This window comes from Micromonospora sp. NPDC049171 (assembly GCF_040648275.1).
In the GTDB taxonomy this organism is placed as follows: domain Bacteria; phylum Actinomycetota; class Actinomycetes; order Mycobacteriales; family Micromonosporaceae; genus Micromonospora.
Map to the genome: position 1 here is coordinate 180,847 of NZ_JBEZDJ010000010.1, position 22,164 is coordinate 203,010.

Annotated in this window: 20 protein-coding genes; 11 read left to right on the forward strand and 9 right to left on the reverse strand. The window is 73.0% G+C overall.

What is annotated here, in order from left to right; all coding sequences use genetic code 11:
* Positions 1 to 50 precede the first annotated feature (50 nt).
* The 4 genes from AB0B14_RS15225 to AB0B14_RS15240 are packed head-to-tail and all read left to right on the forward strand — an operon-like array spanning position 51 to position 7,557.
* Positions 51 to 1,514 carry a SagB family peptide dehydrogenase gene (locus AB0B14_RS15225; RefSeq protein ID WP_357079252.1) on the forward strand — a complete coding sequence of 488 codons (1,464 nt, stop codon included), beginning with the start codon at positions 51 to 53 and terminating at the stop codon, positions 1,512 to 1,514.
* Positions 1,511 to 2,320 (forward strand): hypothetical protein, encoded by an 810-nt coding sequence (locus tag AB0B14_RS15230; RefSeq protein WP_357079249.1) that lies wholly within the window; start codon positions 1,511 to 1,513, stop codon positions 2,318 to 2,320. The genes AB0B14_RS15225 and AB0B14_RS15230 overlap by 4 nt, the downstream gene beginning before the upstream one ends.
* Entirely contained in the window at positions 2,317 to 4,500 is a 2,184-nt protein-coding gene (locus AB0B14_RS15235) for an NHLP family bacteriocin export ABC transporter peptidase/permease/ATPase subunit (protein ID WP_357522781.1), read from the forward strand. Before AB0B14_RS15230 ends, AB0B14_RS15235 begins: the two co-directional genes overlap by 4 nt.
* Positions 4,501 to 4,524: 24 nt before the next feature.
* A complete protein-coding gene (locus tag AB0B14_RS15240; RefSeq protein ID WP_357522782.1) occupies positions 4,525 to 7,557 on the forward strand; it encodes an ATP-binding cassette domain-containing protein in 3,033 nt (1,010 codons plus the stop codon).
* 3 nt (positions 7,558 to 7,560) lie between these two features.
* Here the strand turns inward: AB0B14_RS15240 and AB0B14_RS15245 are convergent, their stop codons facing one another.
* Positions 7,561 to 8,340, reverse strand: a complete 780-nt coding sequence (locus AB0B14_RS15245; RefSeq protein WP_357079240.1) for a MerR family transcriptional regulator — start codon at positions 8,338 to 8,340, stop codon at positions 7,561 to 7,563.
* 324 nt (positions 8,341 to 8,664) lie between these two features.
* On the opposite strand from AB0B14_RS15245, the gene AB0B14_RS15250 reads away from it, so the two are divergent.
* The 5 genes from AB0B14_RS15250 to AB0B14_RS15270 all read left to right on the forward strand — a co-directional run bounded on the left by AB0B14_RS15250 (position 8,665) and on the right by AB0B14_RS15270 (position 14,251).
* A complete protein-coding gene (locus AB0B14_RS15250; RefSeq protein WP_357522783.1) occupies positions 8,665 to 9,027 on the forward strand; it encodes a hypothetical protein in 363 nt (120 codons plus the stop codon).
* A gap of 131 nt (positions 9,028 to 9,158) precedes the next feature.
* Positions 9,159 to 9,533 carry a class IIb bacteriocin, lactobin A/cerein 7B family gene (locus tag AB0B14_RS15255; protein ID WP_357079234.1) on the forward strand — a complete coding sequence of 125 codons (375 nt, stop codon included), beginning with the start codon at positions 9,159 to 9,161 and terminating at the stop codon, positions 9,531 to 9,533.
* A gap of 27 nt (positions 9,534 to 9,560) precedes the next feature.
* Positions 9,561 to 10,727, forward strand: coding sequence for a YcaO-like family protein (locus AB0B14_RS15260; protein ID WP_357079231.1), 1,167 nt, complete (start codon positions 9,561 to 9,563; stop codon positions 10,725 to 10,727).
* Positions 10,720 to 12,117 carry a TfuA-like protein gene (locus AB0B14_RS15265; RefSeq protein ID WP_357522784.1) on the forward strand — a complete coding sequence of 466 codons (1,398 nt, stop codon included), beginning with the start codon at positions 10,720 to 10,722 and terminating at the stop codon, positions 12,115 to 12,117. Before AB0B14_RS15260 ends, AB0B14_RS15265 begins: the two co-directional genes overlap by 8 nt.
* Before the next feature lie 10 nt (positions 12,118 to 12,127).
* Positions 12,128 to 14,251, forward strand: a complete 2,124-nt coding sequence (locus AB0B14_RS15270; RefSeq protein WP_357079224.1) for a radical SAM protein — start codon at positions 12,128 to 12,130, stop codon at positions 14,249 to 14,251.
* Between the two features lie 113 nt (positions 14,252 to 14,364).
* On the opposite strand, the gene AB0B14_RS15275 is transcribed toward AB0B14_RS15270, so the two are convergent.
* Entirely contained in the window at positions 14,365 to 15,510 is a 1,146-nt protein-coding gene (locus tag AB0B14_RS15275) for a PEP/pyruvate-binding domain-containing protein (protein WP_357522785.1), read from the reverse strand.
* A gap of 112 nt (positions 15,511 to 15,622) precedes the next feature.
* Between AB0B14_RS15275 and AB0B14_RS15280 the strand changes: the two genes are divergently transcribed.
* Together AB0B14_RS15280 and AB0B14_RS15285 are read left to right on the forward strand one after the other, a co-directional pair.
* A complete protein-coding gene (locus AB0B14_RS15280) occupies positions 15,623 to 16,267 on the forward strand; it encodes a transcriptional regulator (protein WP_357522786.1) in 645 nt (214 codons plus the stop codon).
* A 9-nt stretch (positions 16,268 to 16,276) separates the two neighbouring features.
* Positions 16,277 to 16,870 carry a histidine phosphatase family protein gene (locus AB0B14_RS15285; RefSeq protein WP_357079215.1) on the forward strand — a complete coding sequence of 198 codons (594 nt, stop codon included), beginning with the start codon at positions 16,277 to 16,279 and terminating at the stop codon, positions 16,868 to 16,870.
* Between the two features lie 23 nt (positions 16,871 to 16,893).
* Here AB0B14_RS15285 and AB0B14_RS15290 read toward each other — a convergent pair whose 3' ends face one another.
* The 7 genes from AB0B14_RS15290 to AB0B14_RS15320 all read right to left on the reverse strand — a co-directional run bounded on the left by AB0B14_RS15290 (position 16,894) and on the right by AB0B14_RS15320 (position 22,110).
* Positions 16,894 to 17,505 carry a DM13 domain-containing protein gene (locus AB0B14_RS15290; protein WP_357522787.1) on the reverse strand — a complete coding sequence of 204 codons (612 nt, stop codon included), beginning with the start codon at positions 17,503 to 17,505 and terminating at the stop codon, positions 16,894 to 16,896.
* Between the two features lie 108 nt (positions 17,506 to 17,613).
* Positions 17,614 to 18,456 carry an S-methyl-5'-thioadenosine phosphorylase gene (locus AB0B14_RS15295; protein ID WP_357079209.1) on the reverse strand — a complete coding sequence of 281 codons (843 nt, stop codon included), beginning with the start codon at positions 18,454 to 18,456 and terminating at the stop codon, positions 17,614 to 17,616.
* 34 nt (positions 18,457 to 18,490) lie between these two features.
* A complete protein-coding gene (locus AB0B14_RS15300) occupies positions 18,491 to 18,904 on the reverse strand; it encodes a hypothetical protein (RefSeq protein ID WP_357522788.1) in 414 nt (137 codons plus the stop codon).
* Positions 18,901 to 20,049, reverse strand: coding sequence for a molybdopterin-dependent oxidoreductase (locus AB0B14_RS15305; RefSeq protein WP_357522789.1), 1,149 nt, complete (start codon positions 20,047 to 20,049; stop codon positions 18,901 to 18,903). Before AB0B14_RS15305 ends, AB0B14_RS15300 begins: the two co-directional genes overlap by 4 nt.
* Entirely contained in the window at positions 20,046 to 20,759 is a 714-nt protein-coding gene (locus tag AB0B14_RS15310) for a class I SAM-dependent methyltransferase (protein WP_357079200.1), read from the reverse strand. The genes AB0B14_RS15305 and AB0B14_RS15310 overlap by 4 nt, the downstream gene beginning before the upstream one ends.
* Entirely contained in the window at positions 20,756 to 21,436 is a 681-nt protein-coding gene (locus AB0B14_RS15315; RefSeq protein WP_357522790.1) for a DUF2064 domain-containing protein, read from the reverse strand. Before AB0B14_RS15315 ends, AB0B14_RS15310 begins: the two co-directional genes overlap by 4 nt.
* Positions 21,433 to 22,110 (reverse strand): glycosyltransferase family 2 protein, encoded by a 678-nt coding sequence (locus AB0B14_RS15320; protein ID WP_357522791.1) that lies wholly within the window; start codon positions 22,108 to 22,110, stop codon positions 21,433 to 21,435. The genes AB0B14_RS15315 and AB0B14_RS15320 overlap by 4 nt, the downstream gene beginning before the upstream one ends.
* Positions 22,111 to 22,164 lie beyond the last annotated feature (54 nt).

The window sequence follows — 22,164 nt, forward strand, 5'->3', positions numbered from 1 at the left end:
AGGGATACGCAGATGACAGGCATGGTGGATCCGGTCGGTCGGCGGTCGCCGTGAGCGGCACCGTCAGCGGTCCGCCGGTGCAGGAGTCGTACCGGCTGCGCCGGGACGCCGAACTGCGGCTCGGTGAGGACGGCTCGCTGACCCTGCGCCAGACCCGCTTCCAGCTCACCCTGGAGCAACCGGGCATGGGCCGGCGGGCGCTGCTGCTGCGGCTCGCCGCCGACTGGGTCAACGACGTCGAGGTCGGTCGGCTGATCAGCGGGCTGGAGGGGGAGAGCCGGGTACTGCCCGCGCAGTTGCTGCTGCGTCGGTTGCTCGCCCACTCCTGGCTGGAGCGCCGCCTGCAGGTCGACGACCGGCCGCTGCTCGACCTGGTGCCCACCGGCCTCGGTCGGGGCAGTCAGCCGGAGAGCCGCCCGCACACACCCGGGGTCCGCTACCGGCTCTCCCGCTTCGCCGCCCTCCAGCACGAACGGGGCATGCTGGTGGCCGCGTCACCGCTGAGCACCCTCGTTGTCGGCTGCGCCGACGCCGCCCTCGGCGCGGTGCTCGCCGCCGCCGCGCCGGGTGTCGGACCCGACGCGGTGGCCCGCACGCTCGGCGTGTCGGCGGCGGCTGCCGGCCGGGTGCTCGACGAGTTGGCCACCGCCCGGATCCTGGTCACCGACGCCGAGTTCGAGGCGGAGTGCGACGACGCGCCGCTGGCCTACTGGTCGCCGGAGGAGTTGCGGCTGCACCACCGCTCCCGGGCCGGTCGACACGCGCTGCCGGTGGGTGGCACCTACCGGATGCGCGAGCGCTTCGCGCCGCAACCGCTGCGCCGCCCGTACGACGGGGGCCGGGCTGTCGAGCTGCCGCTGCCGGACCTGGCGACGATCGCCAAGGCGGATCCCGCGTTCAGTCAGGTCGTCACGGACCGGCGCAGTGTGCGGGAACACGACGACGCCGCGCCGCTGCCCCTGGAACGGCTGGCCGAGTTCCTGCACCGGTCGCAGCACACCAGCGCCGTCGGCGAGGCCGGCGGGCAGGAGGTCGGCCAGCGGCCCTACCCGGGCGGCGGCGGGGTCTACGAGCTGGAGATCTATCCCCTGGTCGCGCGCTGCGCCGGGCTGGATCCCGGGCTTTATCACTACGACGCGGTCGGGCACCGGCTGGAGCCGGTCGCCGGCTGGGGCCCGGCCGCCGACCGGCTGCTGGCGTACGCCCGGGCGGCCGGCGCCCTGCCCCGGCCGCCGCAGACGGTCCTGGTGGTCACCGCCCGGGTGCAGCGGCTCATGTGGAAGTACGAAGGGATGAGCTACGCCATGATTCTCAAGGACGCGGGTGTGCTGACCCAGCAGATGTATCTCGTCGCCACCGCCATGGGGTTGGCGCCGTGCGCCCTCGGTGCCGGAGACTCCCAGGCCTTCGCCGAGTTGTCCGGGATCGACCCGCTTGTCGAGCCGAGCGTGGCCGACTTCCTGCTCGGCTCGCGCTGCGCCACCGGCCCGGCCGGGGCGGGGGGCCGGCCATGAAGTTCCGGCGGCAGGCCCTGCGCCAGTTGGAGGCGCCCGAGCAACTGGACCGGGCGGTCCGGCTGACCACGGTGCCGAACTGGCTGGCCACCACCGCGCTGGTCATCGTCGTGGTCGCCGCGGGTGTCTGGTCGGTGCGCACGGTGGTCCCCCGGACCGTGGAGGCGGCCGGGGTGCTGATCCACTCGAACGGGATCTCCGCCCTCGACGCGCTGGAGAGCGGTCAGGTCACCAAGGTGTGGGCGGCACCGCACCAGCGGGTGCCGAAGGGCACCCCCCTCTACAGTCTGCGCACGGCGGACGGCAGGGTGCGGGTGGAGACCGCGCCGGGTGACGCGTACGTGGTCGCCTGGCTGGTCTCCGAGGGCGAGATCGTCACCCCGGGCACGCACCTGGCCGACCTGGAACGGCTCGACACCGCCGGGGACGCGTTGCAGGCCGTCGTCTACGCCCCCGCCGTCGCCGCGCCGCTGCTGCAACCCGGCGTGTCCGTCGAGGTGGCCGCCGCGGCCGCGCCGCGCAACGTGTTCGGCACCCTGGCCGGCCAGGTGACCACGGTCGGCGCGTTCCCGGAGACCGAGGCGTCGCTGCGCGCCTTCCTGGGCACCGGGCCGGACGTCCGGCGGCTGCTCGCCCGGGGCAGCGTGGTGCGGGTGACAGTCGCCCTGGAGCCCGACCCGGTCGCACCGGGGGGCCTGCGCTGGACCAAGTCCCCGCCGCCGTTCCAGCTCAACTCGGCGAGCGAGGTCACCGCCTGGTTCACCGTGGACCGGGAACACCCGATCGACTGGTTGCTGCGCCGATGAGCGCGCCGACGACCGCCGTCAGCGGCGTGCCGGAGATCCCGCGGATCCGGCGTCGACGGGTCCGCACGCCCACCCTGATCCAGATGGAGGCGGTGGAGTGTGGTGCCGCCGCGCTGGGCATCCTGCTCGCGCACCACGGTCGGCACGTGCCCCTGGAGGAGTTGCGCCGGGTGTGCGGGGTGAGCCGGGACGGCTCCACCGCGGCCACCGTGCTCAAGGGCGCCCGCCGGTACGGGATGGTGGCCAAGGGTTTCCAGATGGACCTGGCCGACTTGGCCACCGTGGCGCTGCCGGCGGTGCTGTTCTGGCGCTTCGAGCACTTCGTGGTGCTGGAGGGGCTGGGCCGCAAGGTCTTCATCAACGATCCGGCCACCGGCCCCCGCGCGGTGAGCTGGGAGGAGTTCGACGGCGCGTTCACCGGCGTCGCGCTCACCATGGAGCCCGGCCCGGAGTTCCGGCCCGGCGGCACCCGCTACCGGCTGGTGCGGGCGCTGGCCGAGCGGTGGCGCGGCCCGGGCTCGGCGATCGCGCAGATGCTGCTGCTCGGCCTCCTGATCGCCGTGGTCGGTCTGACCATCCCGGTGATGGCCAAGGTCTTCGTCGACCGGGTGCTGCTGCAGGAGGATCGGGCCGCGTTCGCCGGCCTGGTGGCGGCGGTGGCGGTGGCCACCGTGCTGACCTTCCTGGCCAGCCTGCTTCAGCAACGCCTGACCGTACGCGCGGAGACGGCGCTGGCCCTCGCCAGCGCCGCCCGGTTCTTCCGACATCTGCTGCGGCTGCCGCCGACCTTCTTCGACCAGCGGCAGGCCGCCGACCTCAGCCAGCGGGTCCGCGGCAACGAGGTGGTCGCCGAGGTGCTCACCCGCCGGACGGCCACCACGGTGGTGGACACCGGCCTGGTGCTGGCGTACGGGGCACTGCTCTGCCAGTACGACCTGCTGCTCGGACTGTGCGCGGTGGTGCTCGCCGGGCTGAACGTCAGCGTGCTCCGTTACGTCGCCTCGACCCGGTCGACAGCCGTCGCCGGCCTCCAGGCGGACCGCAGCAAGCTGGTGACCACCGTGTACACCACGGTCCAGATGATCGAGACGGTGAAGGCCGGCGGTGAGGAGGAACGCGCCGTGGCCCGGTTCGCGGCGCGCCACGCCACCGTCGCGACGCGACAGCAGCGGCTGGGGGTACCCACGGCGGTGCTCTCGGTCCTGCCGGCGCTGCTGGCCTCGGGGACCACCGCGGTGCTGCTGGGGTTGGGCAGCCGGCAGGTCGTGGCGGAGGCGATGAGCGTCGGCGTGCTGGTCGGCATGCAGAGCCTGGCCGCAGCCATGAACCGGCCGTTGGGCAATCTGACCGCGCTGGGCTCGCGGTTGCAGGACATGAGCGCCGACCTGAACCGGCTGCGGGACGTGGAGCGGTATCCGCTGCCGGTAGCCCCGGACCGACCCGCCCAGCCGATGACCCCGATGGAGGGGCACCTGCGCATCGAGGAGGTGACCTTCGGCTACAACCCGCTGGGCCGTCCGCTGCTGGAGAATTTCAGCCTGGACCTGCCGCCGGGTGCCCGGGTGGCGCTCGTCGGGCGGTCGGGCAGCGGCAAGTCGACGGTGGGTCGGCTGGTCGCCGGGCTCTACCGTCCCTGGACCGGCCGGGTCACCGTGGACGGCGTCGAGCGGACGGCGGCCGACGACGGCCTGTGGGCGGCCACCGTCGCCATGGTGGACCAGGACCAACGGCTGTTCGAGGGGACGGTCCGCGACAACGTCACCATGTGGGACCTCACCGTCGCCGACGAGGACGTCGTCGGCGCGCTCACCGACGCGTGCCTCTACGACGAGGTGGCGGCGCGTCCGGGTGGCCTGGGCAGCCCGGTGCGGGAGAACGCCCGCAACTTCTCCGGCGGCCAGCGGCAGCGGTTGGAGATTGCCCGAGCGCTCGTGCGCAACCCCCGGGTGCTGGTGCTGGACGAGGCCACCAGTGCGCTGGACGCCGAGACCGAACGCCGGATCGACAGGCACCTGCGCCGGCGGGGGGCGACCTGCCTGATCGTGGCCCACCGGCTGTCCACGGTCCGCGACTGTGACCTGATCGTCGTGCTGGACGGCGGTCGGGAGGTCGAGCGGGGCACCCACGAGCAACTGGTCGCCCAGGACGGGGCGTACGCGCGCCTGGTCCGGGACCACTGACCACGACGATCCGAGGAGACGCTGATGAGTGGCGCGGTGCAGGACTTCCCGGCCGGCGGCCTGATCGGCTTCTGCGCGGACGGCGTACGCCAGGTCTGCCGCCTGGACGGCCCGGTGGCCGGCTGGCTGGTGACCGGGGGCGAGGCCGACCTGTTCGCGGTGCGTCGGGCCGGGATGAGCCCCTCGCGGCGGCACCATGTGGCCCGGCTGCCGGCCGGTGGCCTGGTGCCGACGTCCACCGCGATCGGTGCGTGGCAGTTGATCCTGGTGCCGCTGCCCGACACGGAGTTGCGCGGCCTGTCCCGGCGGCACCTGTCCCTGCTGGAGCGGCACGTCCGGCTCGGCCGCGTGCCGGACGAGGGGGCGACGCTGCGGGCCCGGACCGCCGCGACGGAGCTGGTCGCCGCGGTGGACCTGGTGCTTGTCACCATCGCCGACGCGCTGCGCCGCGGGCAGGCGCCCCGGGAGGCGTCCACCCTGCGTGGACGGGAGATCATCTCGTTGGCGCAGGGGAGTGCCCTCACCTCCACCGGCGGCGCCTGGTGGCTGCGCAGCGCCGGTGGGCAGTTGCGCCGCAACGACGGTGGCCCGGCGGAGATGTCCGGGGAGCGGGAGTTGCTGCTGGTCGCCGAGCGGGACTGGGTGGTGGCCGAGTCGCCGTGCGCGGTGGAGAGCCACGGCAGCTGGGACCTGCTGGTCAACGGGCAGCTCCGCTCGGCCGTCGACCAGCACGTGGCCCGGCTGTTGCGGATGGTGGAGACCCGGATCGAGGAGGCCGACGCGGCCCTGCTGAGCGCCGTGCGGCGTCGCCGGCAGACCGACGCGGCGGTGCTCGCCGCGGCGGCCCGCCGGTCGATTGGGGTGATTGGCGCCGGCGGTGCGGTGCCGGTTCCGGACACCGAGGCCGGCTTCGACAGGTACGGGCGGGCGGCCTCGGTGCTCCGGGTGGTCACCGAGGGGATGGGCAGCCCGATCAACGAGCCAGCCGACCGCAGTCGCGCGCCGCTGGACGACCGGGCGGCGGTGCACGCGGTGACCCGGGCGTCCAGCCTGTTCCTGCGCGAGGTGCGGCTGCCGGAGCGCTGGTGGCGGCGGGACCTGGGGCCGCTGGTGGGGTGGCGGGGCGGTGCCGATCCGGAGCACGCGGTCGCGGTGCCGCTGGTGTTCCGCCGTGGCCGGTACCACCACGTCGACCCGGACACCCGCGCCCACGCTGCGATCGACGCGACGGTGGCCGCGACGTTCGCCGCCGAGGCGACCGAGGTGCAGGCGCCGCTACCGCCGACCGCGCGGATGCGCCACCTGCTGCGGGCCGGGCTGGTCGGTGCGTCCCGCGACGTGCGGGGTCTGCTGTTCGCCGCCACCTGCGTGGCACTGCTGGGCCTGGGTGTGCCGCTGGCCACCGGCGAGGTGCTCGGCCAGTTGGCCCGGCAGGGCGAGGTGAACGGCTTGATCGGCTTCGTCGCGCTGATGCTCAGCGCGGCGGTGGTCGCGGGGCTGGTCGGCGTGGTGCAAAATCTGCGTCTGCTGCGCCTGGACGGCCGGTTGCAGTCCGGCGCGCAGTTGGCGATCTGGGACCGGCTCATGCGGCTGCCGGCCCGGTTCTTCACCGGTCGCAGCAGCGGTGAGATCGCCAACTCGATGTTGGGGATCTCGTTCGTCGGTGAGGCACTGAGCGCGTTGCTGCCGCAGTTGGTCTCGGCGGCCGCGACCGTCGCGGTGACCCTCGGCATGCTCCTGTTCGTCGAGCCCGTGCTCGGGCTGTGGGGGGCGGGGATCGTCGCGGTCACCATGCTGACCTTCGGCGCGTTCGCCGTCCTGATCGTCCGTCAGCAACGGTCCGCGCTGCCCGCCGAGCACCGGGCGGCGGCGATGACCAACCAGTTGCTCGGCGGCATCGTGAAGATCAAACTGGCCGCCGCCGAGACCCGGGCGCACGCGCGCTGGTCGGAGGTGGCCGCGACGGCCCGCGCGTCGCTGCAACGGGTCCGGCAGAGCCAGGCGGGCCTGGTCGCCTTCGGCACGGTGCTGCCGATCGCGGGTCAGCTCGTCCTGTTCGCCGTGCTGATGGGACCGCTCGCCGGTCGGGTCGCGCCGGCCGACTTCTTCATCCTCAACGTCGGCTTCGCGATGCTGCTCGGCGCGCTGCTGGTGCTGGTGTCGGCCGGGGTGGAGGTGATCGCGGCGGTGCCCCGGCTGGGCAGCCTGCGGGAGATCCTGCGCGCCGAACCCGAGGCGCGGCCGGACCGGGTGGACCCGGGTGAGTTGCGCGGCGAGGTCGCGCTGCACCGGCTCACCTTCGCCTACCAGCCGGACGAGCCACCGGTGCTCGTCGACATCGACCTGCACGTCCGCCCGGGTGAGTTCGTCGCCATCGTCGGTCCGAGTGGCTGCGGAAAATCCACACTGCTGCGGCTGCTGCTCGGCTTCGAACGCCAACAGCAGGGCGCGGTGCTCTACGACGGTCAGGACCTCTCCGAACTCGACGTCCACGCGGTCCGCCGGCAGTGCGGGGTGGTCCTGCAGGATGGCCAGCTCTTCGCCGGCTCGGTACGCGACAACATCTGTGGCGCCGGCAGCTTCGGACTGGACCAGGTCTGGGAGGCGGCGCGGATGGCCGGCCTCGCCGACGACCTGGAGGCACTGCCGATGGGGATGAGCACGATGGTGCCGTTCGGCGGCGGCACGCTCTCCGTCGGGCAGCGCCAGCGGGTGCTGATCGCCCGCGCGTTGGCGCCCCTGCCCCGGATCATCTACCTCGACGAGGCGACGAGCGCGCTGGACAACCGGACCCAGGAGGTGGTCAGCCGCAGCACCGCGGCCCTGGCCGCCACCCGGGTGGTCATCGCCCACCGGTTGTCCACGGTGCGTACGGCGGACACCATCGTGGTCCTCGACGCGGGGCGGATCGTCCAGCGGGGGACCTTCGACGAGTTGATGGGTGACTCGGACGGGCTGTTCCACCGGCTGGCGCGACGGCAGCTGCTGACCGAACCGGAGCGGCCCGACGCCGTGGTGCCGAGCCGGCACGCGGACGGGCAGCCCGCGACGAGCTGACGGTCAGCCGTTGTCGATGACCGTGCTGTCCTCCAGGCACACGTCCGTGTCGAGGTGGTTCTCCAGCAACTCGGCGACGTGCGCCTCCGACTGGTTCTCCACGGCGAGCCGGAACGCCTCGGTGAGCACGTTGACCACGCCCTGGGTCAGCAGCAGGGTCTCCCGGTCGAGTTCGGCCCAGGACGACCGGGCGTCGCTGCGGACCAGCTCCGGAGCGAGGGTCAGCAGGCGGGCGGTGACGGCGGCGACCAACTCGTCGGCCACCGGTCGCAGGCTGTCCAGCACCTCGCTGAGGGTCTGCAGTGCCGGCACCGTGCCCACGCGTACCCGATGCAGGTCCAGGGCGGCGCGCAGCGGTCGTGGCCGGACGGTGCGGACGGTGCCGTCGGTGGTCCGGCCGATCACCCCGTGCCGGGTCAGCGCGTGGGCCAGCGCGGGACGGTCGGCGGTCAGGCGTTGCAACATCGCGGTCAGCCCGTCGGGCGCCTCGTCACTGGCCCGGACCCCCAGCATCGCCTCGATGGACACCAGGTTGAAGCCCTGCCGCTGGAGGGCGAGGATCGCGTCCAGTCGGCGGACGTGGGAGTCGTCGTAGAGGGCCGTCCGGCCGCGCCGCACCGGCGGGGGCAGCAGCCGCCGGGCCTGGTGGGCCCGGATGTTGCGCGGCGACATCCCCACCTTGCGGGCGAGTTCCTCCACGCTGTACCCGGCTGGGCCGCCGGGCGTCGTCGTCACCTGGTCGATGGTCACGATGGCCTCCGGCAGCACTCGGTGACGGAACACGGCACCCCGTCGAACCGCTGTCACTCCGAGGCGGTCCGCCGATCGCAGCGTAGGTGCGAAAGCCGCGCGGGTGACAGGCGAGGAATTACTACTTGTCCACAGTGGTCACAATCATTAGAATCGCTCGCCGCCGCCTGCCGCCGATTCCCAATTACCCGGCTTTCGCCGCAGCGCGACCTTTTCGCGGCCACATTCGATGAAATTCCCACTCTTTGCGCGGACCGGATCCGCCGGTGGCCCACGATGAAGCGAAATCGGCGGCCCGGAACCTCCCGCGCTGCCTGTCGCCGCCGCCGGCGGTCGACCGTCGAAGGGAGCAAGGGTGTGACACCTGTCGATCGAGCGGTCTTCGTGGCCGCGTACAGCCGGCTGGTCGCCGACGTCTGGGCCGACCCGGTCAAGGAGCAGGCGCTCGACCGGGACCCGCGGGGGTTCCTCGCCGGCTACGGCTTGCATCTGTCCGAGGACGTGCAGGTCCGGGTGGTCCGCGATGTCGCCGACGCCGATCCGGACCTGGAGGCGCAGGTCGAGTCGTGGCGGTCGGCGGGGACCACCGGCACGTTCGTGCTGTTCGTGCCGTCGTTGCAGCCGGTGGCCCAGGCGGAGCTGGCCGAGGACGAGCTGGACAGCGTCGTCGCCGGCCTGGACCCCAGCTGTGCCTGCTGCTGCCCGTGCTGCTGCACCTGACACCGATGTCTGCCGCCCACCGGTCGGCGCGGCAGATTCTGATGGCAGTCATTGATTGTCGAACCTCGATCTTCGTAACGTTCTCGCCACAGCGATAAACGCCTCAGTGATCCCGAGGAAAGGACCGAACGATGAGCAACGACGACCAGGAATATGGCGCGAGGTTCGTGACCAAGTACTCGGAACTGGTCACCGCGGTGTGGCGCAGCGACGACGAACTGCAGCGCCTCCTCGCCGACCCGACCGGCTACGCGACGGCCGCCGGCCTGCCGGTCGCCGCCGGTTCCCGGGTCGAGGTCGACCGCGCCCAGCCCGCCACGCTCTACACCAAGGACCAGATCGTCGCCGACTGGGCCGGCACGCCCGGCCTGCACGTGCTGCACGTGCCCGAGGTGCCGCTGGTCGACCTCAACGAGCTGACCGAGGCCGAGTTGGAGACGGTCGCCGGCGGTGTGGCCCCGATCGCCGACAACAACGTCAACATCATCGCCGTCCTCATCCTCTGAGTTCCTGACCCCCCGCCGGGAGCCTCAATGACTGACACGACCGAAAGCATCGCGTTCCGATCCGGCACCTACCGGACGGCCACCGTGGAGCAGACCTGGGCACGGATCGGTGGCATGCTCGACCGCTTCCGGATCACCCGGGTCGCCGACATCACCCGGCTCGACGAGATCGGCCTACCGGTGCACGTCGCCTACCGGCCGGTCGGAGCCACCATGGCGGTGAGCGTCGGCACCGGCGCCACGGCGACGCAGGCCCGGGTCAGCGCGGTCATGGAGAGCATTGAGTCCTGGCATGCCGAGAACCTCCGGCCGGGGACCGTCGTCCGGTCCCCGGCCGAGGCGCTCGACCTGCCGTACGACGTGCGGTGGCTGCACCTGGCGGAACGGTCACCCCTGACCCCCGCCGTCGAACTCGACTGGGTCGCCGGCCGTGGCCTGGTGACCGGTGCGCGGTGCCTGGTGCCCCGCGCCACCATCGAACTCGACTTCACCATCCGGCGCGGCTGGGACCGCGCCCTGTTCACCCCCAGCAGCAACGGGCTGGCCACCGGGAACACCTTCGCCGAGGCCAGCCTGCACGCCCTGCTGGAGGTCGTCGAACGCGACTGCATCGCCCCGTACTGCACCTCGCCGTTGGCCGAGCGCACCTACGCCGACCCGGGCACCGCCACCAACGCGATGACCCGCACCGTGCACGAGGCGCTGCTGCGGGCCGGTTGCTGGGTGGAGGTCTGCGACATCACCAACGCCGTCGGCGTGCCGTGCTACGCCGCCTCGATCTGGTCCGAGGACCTGCCGGTCACCTTCGGCGGCTTCGGCTGCCACGTCGACCCGGAGATCGCCGTCGGTCGGGCCATGTCGGAGGCGGCCCAGTCGCGGCTGGTCATGGTCTCCGGAGCCCGGGACGACATCGACGCCACCGCCTACCACGACGTCGGCGCGCCGCCGGTGCCGCCACCCACCGTCGACCGGCCCGTCCGGCCGATCCGTCGGGACTCGCCACCCGTGGGCGACGTGACCCAGGTGCTGCGCGAGCTGGCGTCGCGGGTGCAGCGGGTCACCGGCGTCGAACCGTTCAGCGTCGACCTGACGCACGACGACATCGGTATTCCGGTGAGCAAGGTGTTCGCCCCCGGCCTGCGGATGTTCGACGAGCGGGCCCTGAGTATCCGACCGGGAGTGCCCCGTGACTGACGTCGTCTTCATCGGTCCGAGCCTGCCGACCGACGAGGTCGGTCGGCTGCTGCCCGACGCGGTGGTGCTGCCACCCGTAGCGCACGGCGACCTGCTCCGCCTGGACGTCGGCCCCGGCGACCGGGTCCTCGTCATCGACGGGTTCTTCCTGCAACACCCGCCGGTGCGCCACCGGGAGATCCTCGACCTGCTCGACCGTGGCGTGACAGTGGCCGGCGCCGCCAGCATGGGCGCGCTGCGCGCCGCCGAGCTGTGGCCGTTCGGGATGCGTGGCGTGGGCGAGGTGTTCCAGCTCTACCGTGACGGGGTCGTCACGGGCGACGACGAGGTGGCGGTGGTGCACGGGCCCGCCGAGGAGGGCCACCGCGCGATGAGCGTCCCGCTGGTGAACATCCGGATCGAGCTGCGTCGCGCCGTCGCGGCCGGCGTGCTCAGCGACGCCGAGGCGGTCCGGCTGCTGGACATCGGCCGGGACCTGCCCTTCCGGCGGCGGTCGTACCGGGCACTGGAGCGCAGCGCGCCACCCGAGGCGGCGGCGGTGCTGGACCGGTTCCTGACGTGGCGCCGGCGGGACCCCGGCGACGCCAAGGGCGCCGACGCGCGGCTGCTGCTGTCGATGGCGGCGGACAACGCGCCCGAGCTGTGCCCGGCACACGCCGACGACCAGCCGATCGACAACCTGCACACCCGCTTCCTCGACAGCTGGCGGTCGCGGTTCGCCGGAGGATCGGTCGGCGGGCAGTGGGTCAGCGACCGGGAAGCCGCCGCGGTGCTGATGCTGTTGCACCCCGAGTCGCCCGCCTGGCACCGGCGGGGGGTGCTGGCCGGGCTCGCCGAGGTCGACATCGCCGACCCCATGGTCGAGGACCACGCCCGCGAGGTGGCCCGCCGGCGAGGGCTCTGCGCCGCGCCGCCGACCGGGTGGGACTGGCTGACCGACTCCGAACGGGGTCTCGACGCGCACGAGGCGGTGCTGCGGGTGCTGGTGCGGGCGTTCGGCACCACGCCGTACCGCAGCCTGGCGCTGTGGATGGTCGCGGCGCCGCTGCGTACCCCCGCGCTGCTCGCCGCGGCGCGACAGGTCGCGGCCACCGCGGCGTCGCTGAACGACACGCTCGTGCCCCGTACGACGGGGCTCCGCCGCCCGGGTGGTCGGCTGCACTTCCGCACCGAGGTCGTCGACACGTACTTCGCGAGGTTGTGGGGCTGTGCCGTCGACGAGCTGGAGGCGGCGGCGTGGGACCGGGGCTTCGTCGACCTGGCGGCGTTCCGTTACGCGGCCGAACCGCTCGTCGCGTACGTCAAGGCGTTCGGTGCCCCGCGACTGCCGGCGGTGGCCACCCGGGCGCAGGAGGACACCCTGGCCGGTTCCGCGGCCCGGATCGGTTGAGGAGGCGTCGATGAGCGGCACGGTGAAGGCGGCACTGATCTACCCCCCGCTGACCGATCCCACCTCGGGATACCACTCCCTGAACTACCTCGACTCGTACGCCCGGGCACAGGGGCACCGACCGGCGGAGATCATCGACGCCAACATCGAGGCGTTCCACCACTCGTACACCCCGTCGGCGTACGAGTGGCTGCGGCGGGAGTTGTCCCGGCTGTCGACCGACGACCTCAGCGGCCCGGACGCGCTGATGGCCCGGGCGAACCAGCTCGGCCTGCCCGACCCCGATCCGGAGCGGCTGCGCCGGTCGATCGGGGTGTTGCAGGACCCGACCCTGTTCTACGACTACCGGCACTACCAGGATGCCGTCGACGGCGTGATCTCCTGGATGGACGCGCTCGGCGCGGTCGGGTTCCCCGGGCAGTTCCACGCCGGCTTCCGGCTGCACCCACCGCCGATGATCTCGATTGGCTCGGTGGCCGCGCTGACCGACGAGGCGCTGCTCGCCCGGCTCAACCGGCCCTTCCAGCCGTACTACGAGGACGTGTTGATCCCCCGGCTGGCCGCCGGGGGAAACCAGGTGATCGGGATCAGCGTCACCTACCAGTGGCAGTTGCCGTTCGCACTCTGGATCGCCCGACTCGTGCGGCGGGCCTGCCCGGACGTCTTCCTCATCGCGGGTGGCACCGAGATCTCCGACGTCTGGAAGTGCGCCAGCAAACCCGAGTACGTCTTCCAGGTGCTCGCCGACTTCGACGCCATCGTGGTCGGGGAGGGGGAGAGCGCGTACACGGAGATCCTGGACGCGGTGCAGACCGGCACCCTGCCGGCCGGGCACCCCAACGTCCGGCTGCACCCGAAGTACGGTCGTCAGCGGCAGCTGCCCCTGCGCTACGAACGCCTGGCGCAGATACCGGTGCCGGACTTCTCCGGCCTGCCGTGGGACCTCTATCTCAGCCCGGAACGGTTCGTCTACTACTCGCCGACCCGAGGCTGCTACTGGAACAAGTGCACGTTCTGCGACTATGGCCTGAACACCGACGGCCCCACCAGCCCGTGGCGGCAGGACACGGTGGACACCATGATCGCGGACGTCACCGAGCTGTCGAAGTTCGCCAAGTTCATCTACTTCTCGGTCGACGTGCTCGCTCCCGCGACGATCCTGCGCTTCGCCGAACGGGTCGTCGAGCGCGGTCTGGACTTCCGCTGGGGTGCCGAGATCCGGCTGGAGAAGTACTGGTCGGACGAGCGCTGCGAGCTGCTGCGGCGCAGTGGCTGTGTGGCCATCTCGGTCGGTTTCGAGTCCGGTAACCAGCGGGTCCTCGACCTGATCGACAAGGGCACGAAGCCGGAGCAGGCGCGGCGCACCATGATGGCGATGACCAAGGCCAACATCGGCGTGCAGATGATGGGCTTCACCGGGTTCCCCACCGAGACCCGCGAGGAGGCGCTGGACAGCGTCAACTTCCTGCGGGACAACCCGGACCTGTGGACCCTCGGCGGGCTCGGCGACTTCATGCTGACCCCGGGCGCCATCGTGGCCAAGGAGCCGGACCGGTTCGGCATCACCAACGTACGGCCGGTGGAGGGCTCGGACATCGTCCGGATGCTCAAATTCGACGAGCCGGTCACCGAGGCGGCGCAGGCCGAGATCGCGCAGGCCAAGGCCGGCCTCAACCCCGGGCACTACCACCGGCCGTGGCTGGGTGCCACCGACACCCCGCACACGTTCTTCTACCACGACCGCTACGGCACGGCGGTGCGTGGCGTCCTCGCCCACGACCGGGTCCGCCACGATACCGACGACCAGACCGAGTTCCTCGCCAACGGCTCGTTCGTGGACCGCGACGACGAGCAGGTCTGGGAGGCGTACCGGCGGATCCGCTCCGACGAGCAGGACGGCGTCCCCGGCGACCTGCCGGCGGACCGGCACCTGTTCCGCCGCGTCGACGGTCAGGTGTTCGCCCTCAACCGCAGCAGCCGGCTGTTCCTGGATCTCTTCCACGCGCCGCTCACCCTCGCCGAGGCGCAGCGCCGGCTCTGGATCGTCGAACCGACGGTCGCCGACCGGGTCTGGCGGACCTTCATCGGGCAGCGGCTGATCCGCCGGCATCGGCTCCCGGCCCCGGCCGAGTAGCCACGCCCACACCGCCGGCCGCCGCGGCCTGCCCGGCGCGGCCGGCGGTGACAGCGGCCCGCCCGGCACGGCGGCGGTGCCAGCGGCCCGCCCGGCGTCGGTCGTCCCCCAGGTCAGGAATCCAGGAGGACGACCCGGCCGGTGCTTCCGTCCACCCGCACCGGCGCGCCGTCGGGCAGGGCCGTCATCGCGTCCGGGACCGCCAGGACGGCCGGGAGGCCCAGCTCGCGGGCGACGATCGCGGCGTGCGACAGGAGCCCGCCGGTCTCGGTGACGACCGCCGCGACCACGCCGAACAGTGGGGTCCAGGCCGGATCCGTGGTGCGGCACACGAGGACGTCACCGGGCCGCACCCGGGCGAAGTCGTCGGGGCCGCGCACCACCCGCGCCGGCCCGGTGGCGAGACCAGGGCTTCCGGGCGTACCGGTGCGGGCCGCGTTCTCGTCGCCGTCGGCCGCGCTCTCGTCGCCGCCGGGCGCGGCGGGGAGGGCGCTGGTCACCGGGCGCGACTGGAGGATCCAGATCCGGGAGTCGGCGATCGCCCACTCGACATCCTGCGGGCCGCCCAGCAGGTCGGCTGCCTGCCGACCGAGCTGAGCGAGTCGGGTGACCTCGTCGTCGGTGATGCAGAGGCGATCCCGGTCGGCCTGGTCCACCTCGCGGGTGACAGTGCGGTCGATCCGGGTCTCCTTCGTACCGAGCGACCGGCGGGTGATGTCGCCACCGGAGACCGTCCAGGAGTCCGGGGTGACGTGCCCGCCGACGACGCTCTCACCCAACCCCCAGGACGCCTCGATCCGGATGTCGTCGCCGGTGAACAGCACCCCGGCGACGTCCGCGTCCACCAGGCGTTGCACCAGCACCGCGACCGCCGGCGACCGCGTGTCGCCCTGCCGACGCCGATATTCCACGGCCCGCTCGGACCACACCGACGACCAGCACCCGCGGACGGCGTCCGCCACCTGATCGATGCCCCGCACGCCCAGGAAGGTGTCGTGCTGCCCCGCCGCGGTGGCGCGGGCGGTGTCCTCGCTGGTCGCCGACGATCGCACGGCGAGGTAGCCGTTGCCCAGCCGCGGCAGCGCCCGCGCGATCTCGTCGATCAGCTCGGTGGACAGGCCCTCGTCCGCCCGCGCGTGAGCGGCGGTCGGCACCACGAAACCAGGTGGGACCGGCAGGCCCGCTCGCAGCAGCCGGGCGAGCGTGGCGGCCTTGCCGCCGCACGTCGCGGGGTCGGCGTCGGTCAGGTCGATCAGCAACGGGCCTCCTCCAGCTCCCGGGAGCCTATCCGGACCGGAAGGCGAGATTTTCCACGCGTACCGGGCCTGCGCCGCGTTGACGCCCGGTGGGGGAGTCGGAATGCTGATCACCATGACGCATGCCTCAGCACCGGACCTGTCGGTTCTGCACGCCGTGCGGGTCGCCGGGGTGGCCGACGACGCGGCCGTCTCCGACCGCACCGGCGTCGACCTCGAGACGGCCGCCGAGCTGCTGTTGGACTTCGAGGCGTACGGGTGGGTGACACACGTCGAGTTCGCCGGCACCAGCGGATGGACGCTCACCGATCGCGGCCGTGTACAGGATTCCCGCAAGCTCGGCGAGGAGCTCGACCAGACCGGGGCGCGGGCCACCGTTGAGCAGGCCCACAAGCAGTTCGAGATCCTCAACGGGCGGCTGGTCCGGGCCTGCACCGACTGGCAGTTGCGGCCCGCCGAGGGTGACCGGTTGACGTCCAACGACCACAGCGACCCGCAGTGGGACGGCCGGGTGCTGGACGAGCTCACCACGATCGGCGCGGCACTGACCGGGCTGATCGGCGTTCTCGCCGGCGCGCTGGCCCGCTTCGACGGCTACGCCGACCGGTTCGACGCGGCGCTGACACGTGCCCGCGCCGGGGATGGGCGGTGGGTGACCGGGGTTGGTGTCGCGTCGTGCCACGCCGTGTGGATGGAGCTGCACGAGGACCTGTTGTCGACGCTCGGGATCGCCCGCGGTGCCGCACCGGAAAGCCGGTAGGTTCGCGTCGTGGCCACCCGACACCTCTACCTGGCGCGACACGGCGCGGCGGACGCCTTCGGCGAGCTCACCGACGCGGGATACCGGCAGGCCGACCTGCTCGGCCGGCGGCTCGCCGGCCTGCCGATCGACGCGGTGTGGCACTCGATGCTGCCGCGTGCCGCCGCGAGCGCCCGCGAGATCGCCAAGCACCTGCCGGACGTGCCGGTCGCCGAGGCGGCCGAGCTCATCGACCACGTGCCGTACGTGCCGACGCCGGACGAGATGCCCCGCTCCTGGGCCGGCTTCTTCGACGGTTACGACGAGGCCGAGGCGGCGGCCGGCAGACGCACCGCGGATGCGCTGGTGACGCGGTTCACCACGGCACCGGAGCGCGACTCGCACGAGGTGCTTGTCACGCACGCGTACCCGATCGCGTGGCTGGTGCGGCACGCGCTGGCGGCCCCGCCCACCAGGTGGCTCGGCCTGGACAGCGCGAACACGGGTCTCACCGTGCTCGAATACCGGGCCGGCCTGTCGCCCACGCTCGTCATGTTCAACGACCAGAGCCACCTGTCGGGTGACCTGCGCTGGACGGGGTTCCGCGGGGCCACCCGGCCGTAAGGGCCCCGCCGAGCGCCGCCAGGTCAGGTGGTCTTGAGGTCGGCCGCGCCGAAGGAGACCGAGAACCGCTTGCACCAGATGGAGACGCTCTGGAAGTCACCGGGGTCCACCGAGGCCGGTAGGTCGTACACCTGGTTGCCCTTGTTGCCCTTGAGTCGTGCCAGCTCGACCCACTCGCCGTCGTCGAACACGCGCCAGCCGGCCGTGCCCCGGATGACCGGTTGGTCGGTCAGCCACACCCGCAGATCCGGCCCGTTCGACGTCTTCAGGTCGCGAAGGATGAGTTGGTGGCGCCCGTTGGCGAGCCGGTGGATCTCGGCACTGCCGGTCGTCTGGTGCTCGTGGGTGACGAACGTCCCGGCGGCCAGGATCTCGTTAGCCGCCGGTGTGGCCTTCGACGAAGGGGCCGGGGTCGCGGGGGCCAGGGTCGGGACGGTCGGGGTCGTGGGGGCCGGGGTCGCGAAGGTCGGCGCGGGGACGGCCGCCGTCGTCCCCGCGCCGGGGATCGCCTCGTCGACGTAGGTGTCGGTGAACAGCTTCCACGGCTGAAACCAGAAGAGGGCCAGGGCCGTCACGACGACGGCGCAGACGAGGGCGGCCCAGGCCACCGGCGACCGGAAGATCGATTTTCCCACCCCCGCAGAGTACGGCCGCGGCAGCCGTCGAACCGGTCGCGAACCCTTTCGGAACCCTTACGACGGCCGCCATCGGCGCGGCCCTGTCGACCCCCCCCGCCCCGGACGTCAGGGGAGCGTGATGCCGGTGTCCGTGCCGAACAGCGCCTCGCCGCACGGGCAGCCCGCCTGGTCCGGTGGCAACGCCCGGACCGCGTCGCCGAGCAGCAGACGCAGGCGGTCGATGCTTCGCGCGAAGACCGTGAACACCTCCTGCTGGGTCACGCCGTGCCCGACCTCGACGCCCGAGTCGAGGTCGGTCACCAGCGACAGGGCGGTGTAGCACAGCGCCAGCTCGCGGGCCAGCACCGCCTCGGGGTGGCCGGTCATGCCGACGACCGACCAGCCCGCCTGGCCGTACCACCGTGATTCGGCACGGGTGGAGAATCGGGGGCCCTCGATGACGACCATGGTTCCGCCGTCGACCGGTCGCCAGTCGGCGGCGCGGGCGGCGTCGAGGACCGTGGCCCGTCCGACCGGGCAGTAGGGGTCGGCGAACGGCACGTGGACCACCCCGGGGAGTTGCCCGTCCGTGCGTCGCCGTCCGTCGTAGTAGGTCTGCTCGCGGCCGTTGGTCCGGTCGACAAGTTGGTCCGGTACGACGAGGGTGCCGGGGCCCAGATCCGGTCGCAGACCGCCCACCGCGCCCGGTGCGAGCACCTGACGGACGCCCGCCGCCCGCAGCGCCCACAGGTTGGCCCGGTAGTTGATGCGGTGCGGGGGGAAGGTGTGTCGACGTCCGTGCCGGGGCAGGAACACCACCGGTCGCCCGGCGACGTTCCCGACGGACAGCGAGTCGCTCGGCGGCCCGTACGGTGTGTCGACCGCGACCTCGGTGACGTCGTCGAGGAACTCGTAGAACCCGGACCCGCCGATCACGCCGATCGGTGGGCGGGCGTTGCCTTCTGACATGTGTGCGTTCTCCTCGGGGACGGGTGCTGTCGACTCAGGAACGGTTCGCGCCGCGCCGGCCGACGACTGTGGCGGCGACAAGCACGAGCACGATGACGGCCCAGACGGCGGCCAGCCCGATCGTGAGCCCCAGGGGGTAGTCGCGGTCCGGTAGGCCGGGGTTCGGCGGCGCCGAGGGCGGTCGCCACAGCAGTGGCACCGCGATCAGCAGCAGCGTGGCGCTGGCCAGCAGCCCGGCGGTGATCCAGGCCAGGCGTCGCCGGTCGGGCACCAGCCGGCCCAGCGCCAGCCCGACCAGCCCGACGAGTGGCGCCACCAGGAGGTCGTGCAGCAGCGGGCCGCCGACAAGCCAGGGCAGGGCGGTGTCGAGCTGGGGGAGGAGCAACCAACCGCCGTACGCCGCCACGGCGGCACCGAGCACGAACAGGAGCAGCCGGACGATTCTCACCCCAGCACCTCAAGCCGGGCGACCCATTTGGTCTGCAGGACGCCCGGCCGGCTCGGGGCGATGAGGCGGCAGGGGTAACCGTGGTCCGGGGACAGCTCCTCGCCGTTGATCCGCAGTGCCAGCAGGGTCAACGGGTCGCGGGCGTGGGCGGCCGGGAGTGTGCTCGCCGCGTACAGGCCGTCGGTCTCCAGGGAGGTGACGCGGACCGGCCGGCCGGTGGGCGCACCGGCGTGGCGCAGCAACTGAACGACTGGCACGCCGGTCCAGTGGGCGGCGAAGCTCCAGCCCTCGACGCAGGCGATCGGTAGTTCCGCCGTACGCTGCGGCAGGGCCACCAGGTCGGCCAGCGACAGGGCGTACCGCCCGCCCGGCCAGACGATCTCCAGCCGCCAGTCGGGTGGGACGGTGATGTGCGCGGCGGCGGCCGTCCGGTTGATCGGCACGCCCTGCGGGCCGGACGCGGACCGCCACGCCAGCGGGGACACCCGACGCAGCCACGGCACGGTGACCCCGGCGGTGGCCAGCACGGCGACGCCGGCGACACCCGCCGAGGTACGCAGGAACGCGCGCCGCCCGGAGGAGTCCCGGTCGTCCCGCCCACCGGGGCCGGGCCGCAGCGGTGTGCCCAGCGCCGCGCGGGCGACCGGGAGCTTCACCGCGACGTGCAGCAGCAACGCGCCGACCACCAGCCAGGCGACCGCGTAGTGCGCCGCCGGGAAGAAGAACCCCCACGGGTACGACTGGGCGACGTTGAACAGGCCGGTGACCAGCTCGAAGAACGCGGCGCAGACCAGCACCAGGATGGAGATCCGTTCGAGGGCGTGGACGGACAGCCGGATCGGCCGGCGCAGGGGCGGACGGACGAACAGCCGGGGGTAGACGCTCCACAGTTTGGCCAGCAGCAACGGGATCGCCGCGACGCCGGAGAGCACGTGGACGCCCTGGGTGACCCGGTAGAGGTCGACCGGTCGGGTCGGCCAGGTGAACCAGCCCGGCGGGTGCTGGATGTAGTGGCTGAGCAGACCGGTGACGAAACACAACCCGAACGCCACCCCGAGCCAGAGGCCGAGCCGGGCGGCGACGAGCGGCGAGTGCGTCGGCGCGGTGAAGTCCTCGGGCGCGGGGACGCGGGGCCGGCGGATCACGCGCGCACCAGCTCGGCGAACCAGCGTGGACCGAACCGCAACGTGGTGGCGACACGCAGGCCGGCAGCGGCGGCGGTGGCGGTCACCGCCTCGGCCCCGACCCGCGCCCAGCGAAACGCCGGTCCCTGCCGTTCCCCCGCGCCGGACGCCCCGGACAGGACGTACGCCTGCCCCTGCCAGAGCCCGGCGCCCGGAGGTTCCACCTCGACCACCAGGGTCCCGTCGGCCGCGATCAGGGCGCCGCACCGGCGCAGCAGCCGGACCGGGTCGCCGCCGATGCCGATGTTGCCGTCGACGAGCAGGGCGTGTGCCCACCGTCCCTCGCCGGGCAGTGGTTCGAAGACGTCGCGGCGCAGGGCGACCACACCCCGGCCCTGGGTCAGGCGTACCGCCTCGGCGGAGATGTCCACCCCCAACGCGACGAGGCCACGCTGGGCGAGTGCCATGGTCATGCGGCCGGGGCCGCAACCGAGGTCGATCGTGGGCCCGTCGCAGCGGGCGGCGACGGACTCGATCGCCGGCTCGGGCGGGCCGTGCCAGCGCCGTACCGGCAACAGGTCACGTCGCCCGTCGCCGTGCACCAGCCAGTGGTCGGGTTGGGCCGGCGGCAGTGGTGCCACAGGTGTGCCGCGGGCATCCTGGTCGGCCGGCCACCCGTCGAGTCCGCCCAGCGCCACGGCGAAACCGTCGAGACTTATCGTCGAGGTCACCGGGGGCGTCCGCTCACCAGTTGGTCACCCACCGACGCGACGGCAGCCGCGAACCGGGTGCCGGGCAGGTCGGCCGCGACCGCTGTCGCGGTGGTCCAGTCGTCGACGTCCTGTTGCACCGGCAGGGTCGCCGGCCGGATGCCGCGCCCGTGCAGAGCGGCGAGGGTACGGCGACCGGTGTCGTCCGTCGACATGGGCACGTCGCGCAACACCTCGGCGTACGCCGGGTCGCGTAACCCGAGTGCCCACCAGCCGCCGTCGAGCGCCGGCCCGAACACCGACCCGTGTGCGGCGAGCAACTCCAGGGCGGTGGTGAGCAGAGCCGGCCGGAGCTGCGGCGTGTCCATGCCGATCTGCAGCACCGGCCGGCCGGGGAAGGCCGCGCCGGTGTCGGCGTGCGCGTTGGCGAGGCGGTCGGCGAACGTGTCGCCGCGCTGGGCGAGCAGGTGCCACCCCGCCAGCGCGGCGGTCAGTTCGGCGGCGTACTCGGCGTCGGCGAACCGGCCGGTGTGGGCCAGCACGGGAATCGTCGACGCGGTGGCGCGTACCGCCGCGAGGGTGTCCAACAGCGCCGCCGCCGCGATCCGGGCCGCCTGGCGGGGGTTGGCCGGAGGGCAGAGGCGCGTCTTGGCCAGCCCCGCGACAGGTGCCTTCGCGACCAGGAGCAGGACGTTCACCGGCCACCGCCGACACCGGCGCGCAGCACTCCGGCGAAGTCCCGGGTCGCCCGCACCGTGCCCCGGACCGACCCGGAGACCTTCGATCTGGTGCCGGCGGCCCGGGGCGCGTACGCGACGTCCAGCTCGGTGATCCGCCAGCCCGCCTCGGCCGCGCGGAGCAGCAACTCCAGGGGGTAGCCGAACGCGCGGTCCTGGACGCCGAGGCCCAGGAGTGCCGCGTGCCGGGCCACCCGGATCGGGCTGATGTCGTACACCGGCACCCCACGACGCCGCAGCAGCGCGGCGACGAGCGCGTTCCCGGCCCGGGCATGCCACGGCCAGGCCTCCGCCGACACCGGTCGACGCCGTCCGACGGCGAGATCCGCCCCGCCGTCGAGCAGCGCACCGACGAGCCTGGGCAACTCGGCCGGATCGAACGAGCCGTCCGCGTCGAGGACGCAGACCAGCTCCGCGTCCGCCGCCAGCAGGCCGGTGTGTACGGCCGCGCCGTACCCGCGCCTCGGCTCGTGCACGACCCGGGCCCCGTACTCGGCCGCGACGGCCGGCGAACCGTCGGTGGAGCCGTTGTCGACCACGATGGCGCGGTAGCCGGGCGGCAGCCCGCTCAGTACGGCAGGCAGTGCGGCCGCCTCGTCCAGACACGGCAACACCACGTCGATCGTTGTGTGCATACCGGCGACGCTAGGCCCGCCACCGGGCATCCGGACCGCTGTTCCTCCTTACGA